Source organism: Primorskyibacter marinus, assembly GCF_003313245.1.
GTDB lineage: Bacteria > Pseudomonadota > Alphaproteobacteria > Rhodobacterales > Rhodobacteraceae > Primorskyibacter > Primorskyibacter marinus.
Window position 1 is genome coordinate 21,222 of record NZ_QJSD01000019.1, and the last position, 16,329, is coordinate 37,550.

The 16,329-nt window shown below is 60.6% G+C and carries 15 protein-coding genes; 7 read left to right on the plus strand and 8 right to left on the minus strand.

What is annotated here, in order from left to right; translation table 11 throughout:
• Window positions 1-57: 57 nt before the first annotated feature.
• The 4 genes from DMZ65_RS16530 to DMZ65_RS16545 are packed head-to-tail and all read right to left on the minus strand — an operon-like array spanning window position 58 to window position 5,165.
• Entirely contained in the window at window positions 58-588 is a 531-nt protein-coding gene (locus tag DMZ65_RS16530; protein ID WP_116599923.1) for a sarcosine oxidase subunit gamma, read from the minus strand.
• Between the two features lie 13 nt (window positions 589-601).
• The gene (locus DMZ65_RS16535; protein WP_116599924.1) at window positions 602-3,604 is read right to left on the minus strand and encodes a sarcosine oxidase subunit alpha; all 3,003 of its coding nucleotides are present in this window, start codon (window positions 3,602-3,604) and stop codon (window positions 602-604) included.
• Complete coding sequence (locus DMZ65_RS16540) at window positions 3,601-3,900, minus strand: sarcosine oxidase subunit delta (RefSeq protein ID WP_116599925.1); 300 nt, start codon at window positions 3,898-3,900, stop codon at window positions 3,601-3,603. The genes DMZ65_RS16535 and DMZ65_RS16540 overlap by 4 nt, the downstream gene beginning before the upstream one ends.
• 11 nt (window positions 3,901-3,911) lie before the next feature.
• Window positions 3,912-5,165, minus strand: coding sequence for a sarcosine oxidase subunit beta family protein (locus tag DMZ65_RS16545; RefSeq protein WP_116599926.1), 1,254 nt, complete (start codon window positions 5,163-5,165; stop codon window positions 3,912-3,914).
• 103 nt (window positions 5,166-5,268) lie between these two features.
• On the opposite strand from DMZ65_RS16545, the gene DMZ65_RS16550 reads away from it, so the two are divergent.
• The 7 genes from DMZ65_RS16550 to DMZ65_RS16575 all read left to right on the plus strand — a co-directional run bounded on the left by DMZ65_RS16550 (window position 5,269) and on the right by DMZ65_RS16575 (window position 12,370).
• Window positions 5,269-6,282 carry a GlxA family transcriptional regulator gene (locus DMZ65_RS16550; protein WP_116599927.1) on the plus strand — a complete coding sequence of 338 codons (1,014 nt, stop codon included), beginning with the start codon at window positions 5,269-5,271 and terminating at the stop codon, window positions 6,280-6,282.
• Between the two features lie 134 nt (window positions 6,283-6,416).
• Complete coding sequence (locus DMZ65_RS19535; protein ID WP_157960663.1) at window positions 6,417-6,587, plus strand: hypothetical protein; 171 nt, start codon at window positions 6,417-6,419, stop codon at window positions 6,585-6,587.
• Between the two features lie 43 nt (window positions 6,588-6,630).
• On the plus strand, window positions 6,631-8,079 hold the full coding sequence (locus DMZ65_RS16555) for an MFS transporter (protein WP_116599928.1): 1,449 nt from the start codon (window positions 6,631-6,633) through the stop codon (window positions 8,077-8,079).
• A gap of 147 nt (window positions 8,080-8,226) precedes the next feature.
• On the plus strand, window positions 8,227-9,231 hold the full coding sequence (locus DMZ65_RS16560) for a Gfo/Idh/MocA family protein (protein ID WP_232825042.1): 1,005 nt from the start codon (window positions 8,227-8,229) through the stop codon (window positions 9,229-9,231).
• Complete coding sequence (locus DMZ65_RS16565) at window positions 9,228-10,799, plus strand: acyl CoA:acetate/3-ketoacid CoA transferase (protein ID WP_116599930.1); 1,572 nt, start codon at window positions 9,228-9,230, stop codon at window positions 10,797-10,799. Before DMZ65_RS16560 ends, DMZ65_RS16565 begins: the two co-directional genes overlap by 4 nt.
• Window positions 10,796-11,563, plus strand: coding sequence for an enoyl-CoA hydratase/isomerase family protein (locus tag DMZ65_RS16570; RefSeq protein WP_116599931.1), 768 nt, complete (start codon window positions 10,796-10,798; stop codon window positions 11,561-11,563). Before DMZ65_RS16565 ends, DMZ65_RS16570 begins: the two co-directional genes overlap by 4 nt.
• A 3-nt stretch (window positions 11,564-11,566) precedes the next feature.
• Window positions 11,567-12,370, plus strand: a complete 804-nt coding sequence (locus DMZ65_RS16575) for an aldehyde dehydrogenase family protein (protein ID WP_116599932.1) — start codon at window positions 11,567-11,569, stop codon at window positions 12,368-12,370.
• Window positions 12,371-12,625: 255 nt separating this feature from the next.
• On the opposite strand, the gene DMZ65_RS16580 is transcribed toward DMZ65_RS16575, so the two are convergent.
• Genes DMZ65_RS16580 through DMZ65_RS16595 form a run of 4 tightly spaced genes read right to left on the minus strand, consistent with a single transcriptional unit; the run spans window position 12,626 to window position 16,327 of the window.
• Entirely contained in the window at window positions 12,626-13,633 is a 1,008-nt protein-coding gene (locus DMZ65_RS16580) for a GlxA family transcriptional regulator (protein ID WP_116599022.1), read from the minus strand.
• 5 nt (window positions 13,634-13,638) lie between these two features.
• Window positions 13,639-14,532 (minus strand): S-formylglutathione hydrolase, encoded by an 894-nt coding sequence (gene fghA, locus DMZ65_RS16585; RefSeq protein ID WP_116599023.1) that lies wholly within the window; start codon window positions 14,530-14,532, stop codon window positions 13,639-13,641.
• A gap of 3 nt (window positions 14,533-14,535) precedes the next feature.
• Window positions 14,536-15,648, minus strand: coding sequence for an S-(hydroxymethyl)glutathione dehydrogenase/class III alcohol dehydrogenase (locus tag DMZ65_RS16590; protein WP_116599024.1), 1,113 nt, complete (start codon window positions 15,646-15,648; stop codon window positions 14,536-14,538).
• Between the two features lie 40 nt (window positions 15,649-15,688).
• Window positions 15,689-16,327, minus strand: a complete 639-nt coding sequence (locus DMZ65_RS16595; protein ID WP_116599025.1) for a glutathione S-transferase family protein — start codon at window positions 16,325-16,327, stop codon at window positions 15,689-15,691.
• Window positions 16,328-16,329 lie beyond the last annotated feature (2 nt).

Here is a 16,329-nt window from a genome sequence, read left to right on the forward strand (position 1 = left end):
AAGGAAGGGCGCGCGCCCTTTGTCAGGGCGCGTCAATTTTACGGTTGAGGTCGGGCGTCAAAGGCCGACGGCCAATTCGCGCACGCCGATTTCCAGCAGGCCGTGCACATGCGGGAAAAAGGACCGCCAGACCTCAAGACGGAACGCGTCGTCACCGTCACGGATCAGCACGATCTGTGCATAGTCAAAGACCGTGCGTTTCGCGCCCCCCACAGCCATGCACGACAGGTCCAGCGGGCAGCAGGTCGATAGCAGGTCAATCGCCGCCGGCCCGGTGATCCCGATGATGATTTCCCGGTCGGACAGCACCGTTATGCTATGCGGGGTGTCGGCGCGGGCGGCATCGAAACTGGACATGATGGCGGTCTGGTCGGCCTCGGCCGCATGCAGCAACCATTCGTCGGGACCGATACAATAGGCCGCGCGATCACCGTTCCGCACCCCCGCCCCGATCTTCGTCGGAAGGGTCAGGCCAAAGACCTTGGAGGCAACCGCCAGGTCGGCGGGCGCGATGCGCAGATTGAACCGCGCCACCGGCGACAGAACCGCGACGGATACCGCGTCAAAGGATGTAACAGGAGCATTCATCGGATCGTCCTCCTTATTCGACCGTCAGGCGTTCGCCTGCGGGATCATAAAACTGGGTTCCGGTCACCTTGGCCGTCACCGTGCCACCCGTTTCCGTGGGGATGTGCAACCTGTCGTCCATCCGGTCAAAACCACCTTCGACCAGCGCCATCGCGATAGAGCGGCCCAGCACCTCCGACCAGTAGGACGAGGTCACATGCCCGATCATCTTCATCGGTTTGGGCTGGTTCGGATCGGCCACGATCTGCGCGCCTTCGGTCAGCACGGTCTTGGGATCGTCCGTCAGAAGGCCCACCAGTTGCTTGCGCCCCTTCGCCACGATGTCAGGCCGGTCAAGCGAGCGTTTGCCGACAAAGTCGAGCTTCTTCTTGCCGATAGCCCAGCCGATGCCCGCATCTTCGGGCGTCACGGTGCCGTCGGTGTCCTGACCCACGATGATAAAGCCCTTTTCGGCCCGCAAGACGTGCATCGTTTCGGTGCCATAGGGGCAGATGTCATATTGCTGACCGGCCTCCCACAGCTTTTCCCAAAGCGCCCTGCCATGGCGGGCGGGCACGTTGATCTCGAACCCCAATTCGCCGGTAAAGCTGATCCGGAAAAGCCGTGACGGAAAGCCCGCGACCGTGCATTCCACCACCGACATATGCGGCATGGCATCGGCAGAGATGTCCGCGCCATCGACGAAGGGTTGCAACAGCTTGCGCGCGTTGGGGCCGTTCAGGGCAATGGTGGCCCATTCCTCGGTGGTGGAGGTCAGCCAGACCTTGAGATCGGGCCATTCGGTCTGAAGGTAATCCTCCATCATGTTCAGAACCTGCGCGGCACCGCCGGTCGTGGTGGTGACATGGAACAGATCATCGCGCATCCGGCCAATCACGCCATCGTCGCGGATGAACCCGTCTTCGCCCAGAAGCAGGCCATAGCGCGCGCGCCCCACCCCCAGCTTGGTCCAGGGGTTTGTGTACATGCGGTTCATGAACTCGGTCGCATCGGGGCCGGACACTTCGATCTTGCCCAGGGTGGACGCGTCGAAAATGCCCACGCTTTCGCGTGTGGCCTTGCACTCGCGCGCGACGGCCTTGTGCATATCCTCGCCCGCTTGCGGAAAGTACCAGGCACGCCGCCACAGCGCGACCGGTTCATACTCTGCGCCGTTTTCCTCGGCCCAGTCGTCGATCGGCGTCTTGCGCGTAACCTCGAAATGCGCGCCCTTGTGATAGCCCGCGAAAGCCCCGAACGTGGTCGGCGTATAGGGCGGGCGGAAGGTCGTCAGACCAACCTGGGGTGCCTCTTTCCCCAGCGCATCGGCAGCAATGGTCAGACCGTTCATGTTGGACAGCTTGCCCTGATCGGTGGCCATGCCGTTGGTGGTATAGCGCTTGACGTGTTCGATGGATTTCATGCCCTCGCGCACGGCCAGCCGGATGTCCTTGGCGGTCACATCGTTCTGGAAATCGACGAAAGCCTTGGCCTTGCCGGGGCTGCGATCGGTGGGCAGTTCCTTCTGCGTGATCCCGGACCCTGTGCGGTCATCGGCAACCTCGAACGTCGCCGCACCGGCAGAGCCGCCAAGCGACTGGACGGCATCCGCGCCCGCCTTGGTGCCATCCTCAAGTGCGGCGGCAATGCCCCAAAGCCCGCGTCCCGCGCCGGCGATATGCACGTCTTCGGTCTTGTGGCCGGGCAGATAGGCCTTGGCCTCGGCGTCCCAGTCAAGCGTTCCCTTGGTATGCGAGAACAGATGCAGCGACGGCGTCCAGCCACCGCAGACCAGAACCGCATCGCAGGGCAGCACGCGGCCGGCACCGACCTTGCCGTTGAGAACCGGGTTGATCCGCAGCGCCTCGACCCGAAGACGGCCCTTGGTGGCCGTGGCGGTTTGGCCCAGATGGATCGGGATGCCGCGCGCGCGGGCGTCGTTCTGCAAGGCTTGCGGCACGGACTCGCGGGTATCGACAATCGCCACGACCTTGGCACCGGCGTCCGCCATGTCGAAGGCGCTGTACCACGCGCTGTCATGGCTGGTCAGCACCACGGGCTGCTTGCCCACCAGCACCCCAAAGCGGTTGAGGAAAGTCTGCGCCGCCCCCGCCAGCATCACGCCGGGACAATCATTGCCGTCGAACACCATCGGCCGTTCAATGGCTCCCTGGGCCAGCACCACCTCCTTGGCGCGCACCCGCCACATCCGTTCGCGCGGGGCACCTTCGGGAACGTCACCCATGTGATCGGTCAGCTTTTGCACCATGCCGATCATGTTCTGATGGTAATACCCTGTCGCCGTGGTGCGCGTCATGCGGCGGACATTGGGCATGGCGTCAAGCTCTGCCATCGCGCTCGCCAGCCAATCCCACGCGGGCTGGCCGTCAATCGACACCGACGGTTCGGACAAGAGCGTGCCACCCATTTCGGCGGCCTCGTCCACCAGCACCACCTTGGAGCCGGCTCGCCCGGCGGTCAACGCCGCGGCAATACCCGACGGACCAGAGCCGATGACCAGAACATCGCAATGCAGATAGCGGCTGGCATAGTGATCCGGGTCCACCTCGGTCGGGGCCTTGCCCAGACCGGCGGCCTTGCGGATCAGCGGCTCGTACACGCTGTCCCAGAAACTGCGCGGCCACATGAAGGTCTTGTAATAGAAGCCCGCCGAAAACAGCATGTAGAGACGGTCGTTGATCGCCCCCAGATCGAATTTGAGGCTGGGCCACTTGTTCTGGCTTTCGGTCGTCAGGCCGGTATAGATTTCCTGGATCGTGGCGCGGGTGTTCGGCTCGAACCGGCCCTTGCCCCGCGTCGTGCCGACCAGCGCGTTCGGCTCGTCAGAGCCTGCCGTGACCACGCCGCGCGGACGGTGATACTTGAAGCTGCGCCCCATCAGATGCACGCCATTGGCCAGCAGCGCGGAGGCGACGGTATCGCCTTCAAAGCCCCGATAGGTCTCGCCATCGAAGGTGAAGCTCACCGGCTTGGCGCGGTTGACGCGGCCCCGGCCTTCTACACGAAAATCGGTCATTGTGCGGGCTCCTTGCCGGAGAGGTCGGGGCGTGGCTCGCCTGCCTTGTAGGTGGTGACGAAACGGTCACTGACCGTATCGCGCAGCGCGTTGAAGAAGCGCCCGCATCCATTGATATGCCGCCAACGTTCGGCATGGACGCCCTTGACGTTGCTGCGGATGAACAGGAAGTCGCGCCATTCCTCATCGCTCAGCGCCGAGGGGTCTTTCGGGCGATCAATATGCGCCTCGCCCGCATAGGCAAATTCCAGTTCGGGCAGCGCGTCGTCGCAATAGGGGCATTGAATCAAAAGCATGTGGGTCTCCCTTAATGCGCCACGGCGGCGGCGGCGGCTTCGTCAATCAGACGGCCGGTGGTGAAGCGTTCCAGCGTGAAAGGTGCGTTGATCGGATGCGGTTCGTCCTTGGCCACGGTCCATGCCAGCGTGTGCGCGGCCCCCGGCGTCGCCTTGAACCCACCGGTGCCCCAGCCGCAATTGACGTACAGCCCCTTGACCGGCGTCTTGCCCAGAATGGCCGACCGGTCGGGCGTCACATCGACGATACCGCCCCATTTGCGCAGCATCCGCATACGGTTGAAGATCGGGAAGACCTCGCAGATCGCGGCCACGGTATGTTCGATCAGTGGCAGACCGCCGCGCTGCGAATAGCTGGTATATTGGTCGGTGCCCGACCCGATCACAAGCTCGCCCTTGTCGGACTGGCTGATATAGGCATGCACGGTGTTCGACATCACCACGCAGGGAAAGACCGGCTTGATCGGCTCGGATACCAGCGCCTGAAGCGGATAGCTTTCCAGTGGCATACGCACGCCTGCGCTGTCCATCACGACGCTGGTGTGACCGGCAGCGGACACCGCGACCTTCTTGGCCTTGATAAAGCCCTTCGCGGTCTCGACGCCTTCGACGGCACCATTCGCCCCGCGCCGGATCGAGATCACCGGGCAATTCTGGATAATATCAACGCCGCGTTTGGCGGCGGCACGGGCATAGCCCCAAGCCACGGCATCATGGCGCGCGGTGCCAGCGCGCTGCTGCAACGCGGCCCCCATCACGGGATAGCGCGCATCCGGCGAGACGTTCAGCGGCGGGCAAAAGGCCTTTGCCTCTTTCGGTGTCAGCCAGCGGTTATCGACACCATTCAGGCGGTTGGCGTGGATATGCCGCTGAAAGGACTGTACGTCATGCACGTTATGCGCCAGCATCATCACGCCGCGCTTGGAATACATGACGTTGTAGTTCAGCTCGGTGCTCAGGTTCTCCCACAGATCAAGCGCATGATCGAACAGCCGCGCGCTTTCGTCATACAGATAGTTCGACCGGATGATCGTGGTGTTCCGGCCCGTGTTGCCGCCGCCCAGCCAGCCCTTCTCGATCACCGCGACATTGGTGATGCCATGTTCCTTGGCCAGATAGTAAGCCGCCCCAAGGCCATGCCCGCCCGCACCGACGATGATCACGTCATACTCATCTTTGGGCTGCTTGTCGGGCCATTGCTCGGGCCAGTTCTTGTGGCCCGATATTGCATTCTTGAGAAGCGACATCGCAGAGAAATGGGTCATGGTGCAGTCTTTCCGAGCGGACAAATTTGAACCTTGTGAAGATTTGCACACTCGCCCGATACAAGACTGTATAATTCCGTCATCCTTGCGTTAATATAACGCCATGACACGATCCGAATTCACGCCCCGAACAGACCGTGCCCGCCTGCGGGTAGGCTTTATCCTGACCAGGCGTTTCACGATCTGCGCCTTTGCCAATTTTGTCGATGTCCTGCGTCTGGCCTCGGACGAGGGCGACCGCTCGCGCCCGATCCTGTGTAACTGGCGCGTGCTGTCCGCCGACATGAACCCCGTCAAATCATCAAGCGGGGTCAGCGTGCAACCTGACGAACGTCTGGGTGATCCGACGCGCTTTGATTATATCGTGGTCATCGGTGGCCTGATGAGAGAACTGGAGCAGCTTGAACCGGACTATTCGGCCTTTCTGCACCGCGCCGCCGCCGCGCGTGTGCCGCTTGTCGGGGTCTGCACGGGGTCGTTCGTTCTTCATGGCGCGGGGCTTTTGGAAGGATACCGCTGCTGCGTAAGCTGGTTCCACCACAATGACTTTCTGGAACAGTTTGACGGGTTGGTGCCGGTCTCCGACCAGATTTTTGTTGTCGACCGCGATCGGCTGACATGTTCGGGCGGGACAAGTTCCGCGCATCTGGCCGCCTATCTGGTAGAGCGTCACATCAGCCGTAGTGCGGCACGCAAAAGCCTGTCGATCATGATGATCGACGAAGCCATGGAAGCAGATCGTCCGCAACCGGGCCTGCCCCTTGATCTTACGACAAGCGACCCGGTGGTGCGGCGCGCCTTGCTGCTGTTGCAACAGTCGCTGGAAGCGCCCCCCACCGTTTCAACCCTGGCGGCACGATTGAAAATAAGCCCGCGCACATTGGAACGACACTTTCATTCCGCCCTCAAGATCACGCCGTTCGAGGCGGGCAAGAGGATACGTCTGGCACATGCCGAACGGCTTTTGCAGCGCACCCAACGCTCTGTCACCCAGATTGCACAGGAAACAGGGTTCTCGGATGTGTCCCATTTCATTCGCGTCTTCAAAACCGCCTACAAGACCACACCCGAAGCCTGGCGCGCCCAGCAAGAACAGCACATCGTCGCGCAGGCATGAACGGACCGGATCTGTCACAGCTTGGTGCGTTTACGGTCGCGAATGCCGCATCAGTGACCGATGCGACATCTCCGTCAATATGCTGAACATCAAGCGCATGACCAACCGCTATAAGAGCAGCATATTCGTGCCAGATGAAATCGGACATCCAGACGGCGAATGTCGGCAAGCTTCGGTTCGGCGGCATGAGTGTTGGCCCAGCGGTTCTTGACGTCACATACCCGTTTGCGGTCGCTTTGCACGCCAAGCCAGTCGCGCCCTTGCCGCGCAACAAACACCTGCTTCAGATTGACGGCACATCCTGATAGGGCTGACCTGCTGCACCTTTCCGCACAGAAAGTCGTCAAGATGGATAAGCTGGACACGAACGGGACAAATTCCGCGACACCCCAAGGCGGCTTCGCGCCGGACCCGGTCCGATGGCGCGTTCTGTTCGTGCTTCTGGTCACGATTTTCATGACGCTTATCAGCGTGAGCATCGTCAATGTCGCCCTACCAGCCGTCGGGCATGGATTAGGGGCGACCCAATCCGATCTGCAATGGGTGCTGTCGGGCTATGCGCTGACCTTCGGCGTGGTGCTTGTCGCGGCGGGGCGCGCGGGCGACATCATGGGACGTGGCGGCTTGTTTCTGATCGGCGTGGCGATTTTCACCATTTCATCGATTGCTGCGGGGATGGCACCCGATGCGACATGGCTCAATATCGCGCGGTTCGTGCAAGGGATCGGATCGGGGTTGGTCAACCCTCAGGGGCTTGGCATGATCCAGCACTATTTCCGCGGCGAGGAACGGGGCCGCGCCTTCGGCTATCTGGGCACGGCGATCGGATTTTCCGTTGCTATCGGGCCGGTATTGGGCGGGCTGTTGATCGAACTGGGCGGACCTGACATCGGATGGCGACTGACCTTTCTGGTCAACGTACCGATTGGCGTCATCGCGATCATCTTCGGGCTGATGTGGTTCCCGCGCCCTCTGATCCGCCGCCTTCCCGGCGTGGGCACCGGACTGCGTTCGCTGGATCCTGTGGGTGCGGTTCTTCTGGGGCTGGCCGTGCTGGCAATCCTGTTTCCCTTTGTCGAGGCGCGCGACACCCCTGCCCTTTGGTCCTTGCTGCCAGCCGGGCTGCTTCTGCTCTGGCTCTGGCTGGTTTGGGAAAAGCGCTATCTCCGCCTTGGTCACAGCCCGATGGTGGATCTCGAAATATTCAAGCTCCACAGTTATACTAGGGGTATTTCGATCATGTCATTCTACTTCATGGGCTTGCCCGGTATTTGGGTACTGGTGGCCCTTTATGTACAAGAGGGCGATGGCAGAACGGCGCTTGAAGCCGGGTTTTTCGGCGCACCCGCAGCACTTCTTGGCGCGTACACAGCCCACTGGGCCGGAAGCAGGGTAGCACGCTACGGGCACAAGATGATTGTTTTCGGCCTGTGCCTGACCCTGATCGGCCTGGCCCTCAGCATGATTGTCGTCATACTGCATGAGGCGGGTCATCTGGACGTCTGGTGGCTTATGGCGTCGCTCTGTGCGGTCGGCGTGGCGCAGGGGCTTGTCATCAGCCCCAACCAGACGCTGACATTGGAAGAGGTGCCGCTGGATTATGCGGGCAGTTCGGGTGCCATCATGCAAACCGGTCAACGCATCGGCACCGCCATCGGCTTTGCCCTTATCACCGCGGCGACCTTCGCCACCCTCGCGATGACGTCATGGGCCGTGGCAGTCACAGTCGGATTCGGATTGATCTCACTCATGGTGTTGGCGTCTCTGCTGGTCGCTGCCAGAGACCTGCGCACATAGGGCTGACTTCGCAAACAGCTTGAGCAAGCGCGACAGTGCCTCGCGCAAGCCCGCGGCACCCGATTAGCGTGGCATCAGATTTTCTCTTGACTAGAACTGGAACGTTCCACTAACGTTATGGAACGTTCCAAACTGCGGGAGGCTATCGTGAACTGGGGACTCATCGGCGCAAGCACCATTGCACGCGACTACATGATAGGTGCCATCCGCGCGCAGGGCGCGGGTCGGGTATCCTGGGTTGTCAGCGGCTCGCAGGAGCGCGCGGCGGAATATGCACGACAGAACGACATCCCCGGCGCCACGTCGGATTTGGCTGAGACATTGGGCGACCCGTCGGTGACTGCAGTCTACATTTCGTCCACGAACGAGAAACACCAGTCGCAAGCGCTCGCTGCCATTGCCGCTGGCAAGCATGTCTTGTGTGAAAAGCCCCTGTCCACCACCATTGAGGGCGCAACTGCGATGGTGCGCGCGGCCAAGGCTGCCGGTGTCGTCTTTGCGACCAACCATCATCTGCGCTGCGCCGGAAGCCACCGGGCCATCCGGTCCCTGATCCGCGACGATGCCATCGGTCGGGTTCTGTCCATGCGCGTGTTTCATGCCGTCCATCTGCCCGAAGGTCTGCGCGGCTGGCGGCTGGACAATCCGGACGCAGGCGGTGGGGTGATCCCCGATATTACCGTGCATAATGCCGACCTCGTGCGTTTCATCCTCGGCGAAGACCCGCAGGATGTCGCGGCCCAGATGGGCGTGTCCGGTATGGGCAAGGGGGTCGAGGATTCAGCAATGTCGGTCTGGACCATGCCATCGGGCGCGATGGTGATGAGCCACGAAAGCTTCACCCATCCCTACGCCGGATCGGGCATCGAAATACACGGAACGGGCGGGTCGATCTTTGCCAAGGGCGTCATGGGTCAGGACCCGGACGGCGAGATCGAACTGGTCACAGCCGCCGGGCGCAAACCCGTCCCGTTTGACGACCACAACCTTTACGGCGAGTCCGTGCGCCAGTTTGCCGAGGCCGTGGCAGGCAATGGCGCGCCTGCGGCCACCGGGCTGGACGGGATCAAATCGCTACAGGTCGCCATGGCCGTTCGCACCTCTGCCCGCACCGGCCAACGTCAGACGCTGAAATACGAGGAAATCGCATGACAAAGGTCACCAGCGCAGAACATGCCGCCGCTCAAATCCCCGACAATGCCACGCTGACAGTATCGTCCTCCTCCGCGCTTGGATGCCCGGATCTGGTGTTGAAGGCGCTCGGCGAACGTTTCGACGCCAAAGGCCACCCGACAAACCTGACCAGCATACATCCGATTGCTGCCGGCGACATGTACGGGGTGAAAGGCGTCGATCATATTGCCAAGGATGGGCTTCTGGCGCGCATTCTGGGCGGCTCTTATCCGTCCGGCCCGTCGTCAAAGCCGATGCCAGAGATCTGGCGCATGGTGGTCGAAAACCGCGTTGCCGCCTATAACGTGCCTTCCGGTATCCTTTTCGACATGACCCGCGAGGCCGCCGCCAACCGGCCCGGCGTGCTGACCAAGGTGGGGATGGACACGTTTGTCGATCCGGTCCGCGAAGGCTGTGCGATGAACGACCGCGGGGCCGAAGCCGCTATTGTCAAACGGGTCGAATTCGATGGCGACACATGGCTGCACTTCCCGAATATCGTGCCGAATGTGGCCATCCTGCGCGCCACCACGGCGGATGAACATGGCAACCTGACCTATGAACACGAAGGCGCGTATCTGGGCGGGCTGGAACAGGCGATCTGCGTGCGCAATCATGGCGGGTTGGTCATCGCTCAGGTCAGCCAAGTGACCAAGCGCGGGTCACTGCGTCCGCATGACGTGCGGGTGCCGGGGCATCTGGTGGATCTGGTGGTCATCGACCCCGATCAGAAACAGACCTGCGAAACGCCCTATGATCCGGCAATTTCCGGTCATGTCATGCGCCCGTGGGACAGTTTTGCACATGCCGAACCAGGCGTCGAAAAGGTCATCGCCCGCCGCGCCGCGATGGAGCTGAAGCCGGGCATGACCGCAAATCTCGGCTTCGGGATCAGCGCCATGGTGCCGCGCATCCTGCTGGAAGAAGGCCATCCCGACGCGGTGACATGGGCGGTGGAACAAGGTGCCGTGGGGGGCGTGCCCCTGACCGGATTTGCCTTTGGCTGTGCATCGAATGCCGACGCTTTCGTGCCCTCGCCGCAGCAATTCATCTATTTTCAGGGCGGCGGCTTTGACGTGTCCTTCCTGTCTTTCCTGGAGGTCGATGTCGAAGGCAATGTCAACGTCTCGAAACTGGGCAAGAAACCCTACCTCACCGCAGGGTGCGGCGGCTTTGTCGATATAACCTCCGGCGCGAAGAAAATCGTGTTCTCTGGCTGGTTCGAGGCCGGAGCGCAGATCGCGCTGTCCGCACAAGGCATCGAGGTCAAGACACCGGGCAAGTTCACCAAGATGGTCGAAGCGGTGGAGCATGTGACCTTTTCGGGCGCGCGCGCCCGCAAGCTGGGGCAAGAGGTTCTCTATATCACAGAGCGTTGCGTCATGCGCCTGGGTGACACCGGCCTGATCGCCACCGAAATCATGCCCGGCATTGATCCGGTGCGCGACATTGTCGAAGCGTCCGGCGGCCGCGTGACACTGGCAGAGGATGCGATCACCCTGCCGCTCTCGCTGCTGGCGGATGCGCCGATGGGATGGGGGCAATGAGCACCGTTCATCTCATCCAACACGGCGCAATCGCAGAGCTGCGCTTGGACAATCCCGCCAAGATGAACGCCTTTACTGTCCAGATGCTGGACCAAATGGCCGCGCATCTTGAGGTGATCGAACGCGACACCACGATTGCCGCCGTGATCCTGACCGCCGAGGGCGACCGCGCCTTCTGCACCGGTGCCGACATCAACGGCTGGGGCGATCTTGGCCCCGCCGAATTTGCCCGCCACTGGGTACGCGACGGCCACCGGATATTCGACCGGCTGGCACGCCTGTCAAAACCCACCGTCGCGGCCATGCAAGGCCATGCCTTTGGCGGCGGGCTGGAACTTGCCGCCGCCTGCGACATCCGCGTGATGGCCCCCAATGCGGCTTTGGCCCTGCCCGAAGCGGGCGTCGGAATCGTCCCCGGATGGTCAGGCACGCAACGTCTGTTGCGCCTGCTGCCGGAACCGATGGTCAAGGAAATGGCGCTGTTCGGCAACCGCATCAAGGCGGACCGTGCGCTGGCCTGCGGCTTTGTCGCGGCTGTGGACCCTGGTCCCCGCACGGTGGCGGACACGCTGCTGGAACGCGCGATCACCCTGTCGCCCCGCGCCGTCGAGATCGCCAAGTCGATGATCCATGCCGCGCAGGACGAGGACAGGGCCGCCATGGTCGAAGCCCTGGGAAGCGCCGCAAGCGCCGCGACGGATGACCGCGCGGAGGGCGTCGCCGCCTTTCGCGACAAACGCAAACCAGACTTCTCGGGAAGATAACGCATGCTGGATCTCAATATTCTTTCGGAACAGACCGTCGACATGCCGCAAACGCCCTATCAGGCCCGGCATTTCATCAACGGCGCGCACACCGACAGCGCCGATGGCCGGAAATCGGAGCGCGTCTCACCCTCGCATGGCATTGTTGTCAGCCAAGCCGCACTTGGGTCAGAGGCCGAGGCCGAAGCCGCGATCAACGCCGCCCGCACGGCGTTTGACGATGGTCGCTGGAGCGGCCTGTCGGCCAAGGATCGTGCGGCGGTTCTGAACAAGGTCGCCGATCTGATCGAACAGAACGAAGAACGGCTTGCCGTGATCGAAACGCTGGAAAGCGGCAAGCCGATTTCCCAGGCGCGCGGTGAATGCGGTGGCGCGGCGGATCTGTGGCGCTATGCGGCCTCGCTGGCCCGCACGTCGCATGGCGACAGCCACAATTCGCTGGGCGAGGACATTCTGGGGATGGTCCTCAAAGAGCCTGTCGGCGTTGTCTCGATCATCACGCCGTGGAATTTCCCGTTCTGGATTCTCAGCCAGAAACTGCCCTTCGCGCTGGCCGCCGGATGTACCTGCGTGGTCAAACCGTCAGAAATGACCCCCTCGACCACGGCCATGCTGGGCGAGATGCTGCAAGAGGCAGGTCTGCCCGCCGGTGTCTGCAACATCGTTCTGGGCTACGGCACGCCGGTCGGCAGCCTGCTCAGCACCCACCGGGAAGTGGATATGGTGACGTTCACCGGATCGACCGCCGTCGGCAAGTGTGATCTTCCGCGATGTTTGGCGCACTTTCTTTATGGCCAAGTGGCGTAGGCTGGTGCTGGAAGCAGCGTAGCTGTCATCCGCGCTTTGCGCGGCAAAAGTCCGGTTTGAGCCCAAAGGAGAAGTTTGCAAATCTCGCAGCGTGCGCTCGCAGCACTAATATTTCCGCGGCTGCGTATTTCTCAGTGCTGCAAGGCAACATAAAAGATCGGCCATCCATGTAGACCGAAACGAGAATCATTACGCAGGCTCACAGATCACCGGTCAAGACGTAGCTGCAAGCTCACCAACCGCTGGATTTGACGTTTACCGCCGGAACTTGGATGGTGTGCACCTGTATTCTCTTTTGAATTGTTTTGAGAAATTCCCGAACGATCGGAATCCGCTGGCGATGGAAACTTCTCTTAGAGGCAAGTTGGTCTGAGACATCAGCTCGTAAGCGCGCTCTAGTTTCAGGCTTGTATAGAATTGCATTGGCGATTTGCCGAGATGCACTTCAAACTGCCGTTCAATGCTTCTTACGGACGTCCCACACGTATTTGCTATTTCCTCTTTTGAGAGTGGTTCCTCAATGTTTTGTGACATTAGCCTGACTGCAGCCCTCAGAGCTTCAGGGACATGCCGAAGCCTGTCGACCTGAGATCCAGGCTGACGGATGTCAGGGTCGCGCGGATAGGAAATCAGCAGTTGATTGCATACGTATTGCGCGGCTTCTCGCGAGATCTTGGCAATAGAGTGGATGATCATGTCCAGGGCCGCCAATTCACCGGCACATGTTGTCGTCGATCCGTTGGAGACAAATAGAACGTTCCTGGCGGACACATCAGAAAAGCTTTCAGAGAACGCAACCAGCGAGGACCAATGCGTGGTAGCCTTGTGCCCATCCAATAGCCCCATTTTCGCGAATATCCACGACGCGCGCCCGATCCCATAAAGCGCCATACCAGACCGTTTGGACCGCCTTAGCAGGCTCAGGATATCAGAACTTTCCTCCAACCGCTGGTAAGAATCACAGCAAAAGCAGATGGCTAACACCCCGTTTCTCTTGCTCAATCGGAGAGAAAACTCAGCAAGCGTTTCATCGCAAAAAAACGCAACGCCGCTTTGCGATCTGACGGCTTTATCGCGCCCGCCGACTAGTAGAAACTTGGGCGCGATACTGGGGAATTTTTTCCTGAAAAAATGAAGCGGTTCGACAATTGCACCCAGACTCAGTGTAGAAAACCCATCGAGAACAACAATCGCAATTGTGCTGTCGCTCTGCGCCCCCCCTGTCTCTTGCGTTATTGAAAAGTCGTGAGTTGTGTGCTTCATCTTTTTTACCGTTCAAAGCGACGCTTCGTCCCGCTTCTGTCAAAGCGTTGGTCGGCGCGGAAGACCTTTGATCGGTACATCAATCTATCAGCGTGCCAATTGAGATGATCTTCGGCAAAGGAGGCGACGAAATAGTAGCTGTGGTTGTAGCCAGCTGCCTCGCGATAAGTGACCGGCACGCCTGCTGCTTCGGCGGCTGCTGTTAGTGTTTTAGGTTTCAGCAGGGCGTAAAACTGATCGTCAGCGCCCTGATCCACCAGGATGTCTTTCGACCAGCCCCTGTCTGCCAAAAGAAGGCTGGCATCGTGGTCAGCCCAGAGTTTCTTATCATCCCCCAAATAGCTTGCCAGTTGTTTGCTGCCCCAGTCTGAGGCCGTCGGGTTGGCAATCGGTGCAAACGCCGAAACGGATTGATATTTCCTGGGGTTGAGCATCGCCAGTGTCAGCGCGCCGTGTCCGCCCATGGAGTGGCCGGTGATCCCGTGTCTTTCGGTGACAGGGAAGCGGCTGCAGATAATCTGGAACAGTTCCTTGACGACATAGTCATACATTCGGAAATGCGAGGCCCAGGGCTTTTGGGTGGCATTCACATAAAACCCGGCGCCCTTGCCCAGATCATAGGCCTCGTCATCGGCTACATGCTCGCCGCGCGGAGAGGTGTCTGGAAAGACCAGCGCTACCCCGCGCCGGGCAGCAAATTGCTGCAACCCAGCTTTGGACATCGCGTTTTCGTGGGTGCAGGTCAGACCCGACAGGTACCAGAGTACCGGCACTGAAGATGTCTCGGCCTGTGGAGGCAGGTAGATGCCAAAAGTCATGTCACAGCCACAGGCATCAGATGGATGCCTGTAGACCGCGTTCTTTCCGCCGAAGCATGTCGTACTTTCGATCAGTTCCATCGATCAGAATTCCACGACGGCGCGGATGCTTTCGCCCTTGTGCATCAGCTCGAAGCCTTCGTTGATCTGGTCGAGTGTCAGCTTATGGGTGATCATTGGGTCGATCTCGATCTTGCCGTCCATGTACCAGTCGACGATCTTGGGCACATCCGTCCGCCCCGACGCGCCGCCGAAGGCTGTGCCGCGCCAGACCCGACCGGTGACCAGCTGAAACGGGCGAGTGGCAATTTCGGCGCCGGCAGGGGCCACGCCGATGATGACACTTTCGCCCCAGCCCTTGTGGGCGGCTTCCAGCGCAGTGCGCATGACGTTTACGTTGCCAGTGGCATCGAACGTGTAATCCGCTCCGCCTCCGGTCAGTTCGACCAAGTGCGTGACCATGTCACCATCGACCTTCGACGGGTTCACGAAATCGGTCAGGCCAAACTGGCGGGCCATTACTTCCTTGTCGTCATTCAGGTCCACGCCAACGATCTGGTCGGCGCCTGCCATGCGCAGGCCTTGGATCACGTTGAGCCCGATGCCGCCCAGGCCAAAGACGACAGCGCGGCTGCCGATCTCGACCTTAGCGGTATTAATCACCGCGCCGATGCCGGTGGTCACGCCGCAGCCGATGTAGCAGACCTTGTCGAAAGGCGCGTCCTTACGGATCTTGGCCAGGGCGATCTCGGGCACGACCGTGTGGTTGGCGAAGGTCGAACACCCCATGTAATGGTGAATCGGCGTGCCGTCGAGCATCGAGAACCGGGTCGAGCCATCGGGCAGCAGCCCGGCGCCTTGCGTCGCGCGGATCGACTGGCAGAGATTGGTTTTGGGGTTTAGGCAGTAATCGCATTCACGGCATTCGGGCGTGTAGAGAGGAATCACGTGATCACCGACCTCAAGGCTGGTGACACCTTCACCCACCTCGACGACAACACCCGCGCCCTCATGGCCCAGGATCGCTGGGAAGATCCCCTCGGGGTCATCACCCGAGCGGGTGAATTCGTCGGTGTGACAAAGACCGGTCGCCTTGATCTCGACCAAAACCTCGCCCGTCCTGGGGCCGTCGAGGTTCACTTCCATAACTTCCAGCGGTTTGCCCGCCTCAACGGCAACTGCCGCACGTGTTCGCATAGCGATTCTCCTGCTAATTAAGTTCATTGATTTAGTGATCTCAGGCCGCGTGGCTTGTCGTGAAAATGCCGGACATGCCGACAAAGCCCTGTATCCGTTTCACCCGGTCGCACCAGCGCCGGATTGCAGGGTAACCCTGTCTGTAAATACCCCCTTCCTCCGAGAGCGCCACGTAGGGGAAACAAGCAATGTCCGCGATCGTGGGATGGTCGCCAGGCACAAGCCAATCGCGGCCGACCCGTTCGGCAAACCACAAATGTTCGTCAAGGATGCGGAACAAACGATGGGCACCGGCGCGCGCGGCTTCGACATCCAGTTCATAGAACAGCCCATCATGCAGTCGCGCAGCCGAAGCCGTTCCGGTGATGCCGTCGGCAAAGGCGAGCCATTGCGCAACCTCTCCCAAGCGGCCAGGGTCAGAGACGGGATACCATAGGCCGCTCGCATCATATTTTACCGCCAGATAGGTCAGTATGGCCTGGGCATCGCGCAGGACCTTGCCCTCATCCTCGATGACCGGCAATTGTCCTAGTGGATTCAACTGGAGAAACTCGGGCGATTTATGCTCAAGCCCCGGATAGAAATCGACGGTTTGGCTTTCATATTCGATACCAAGAATGTTCAGGAACAATCTGATCTTGAAGCAATTCCCCGAAAGCTCGTAGTCATAGAGTTTCATTT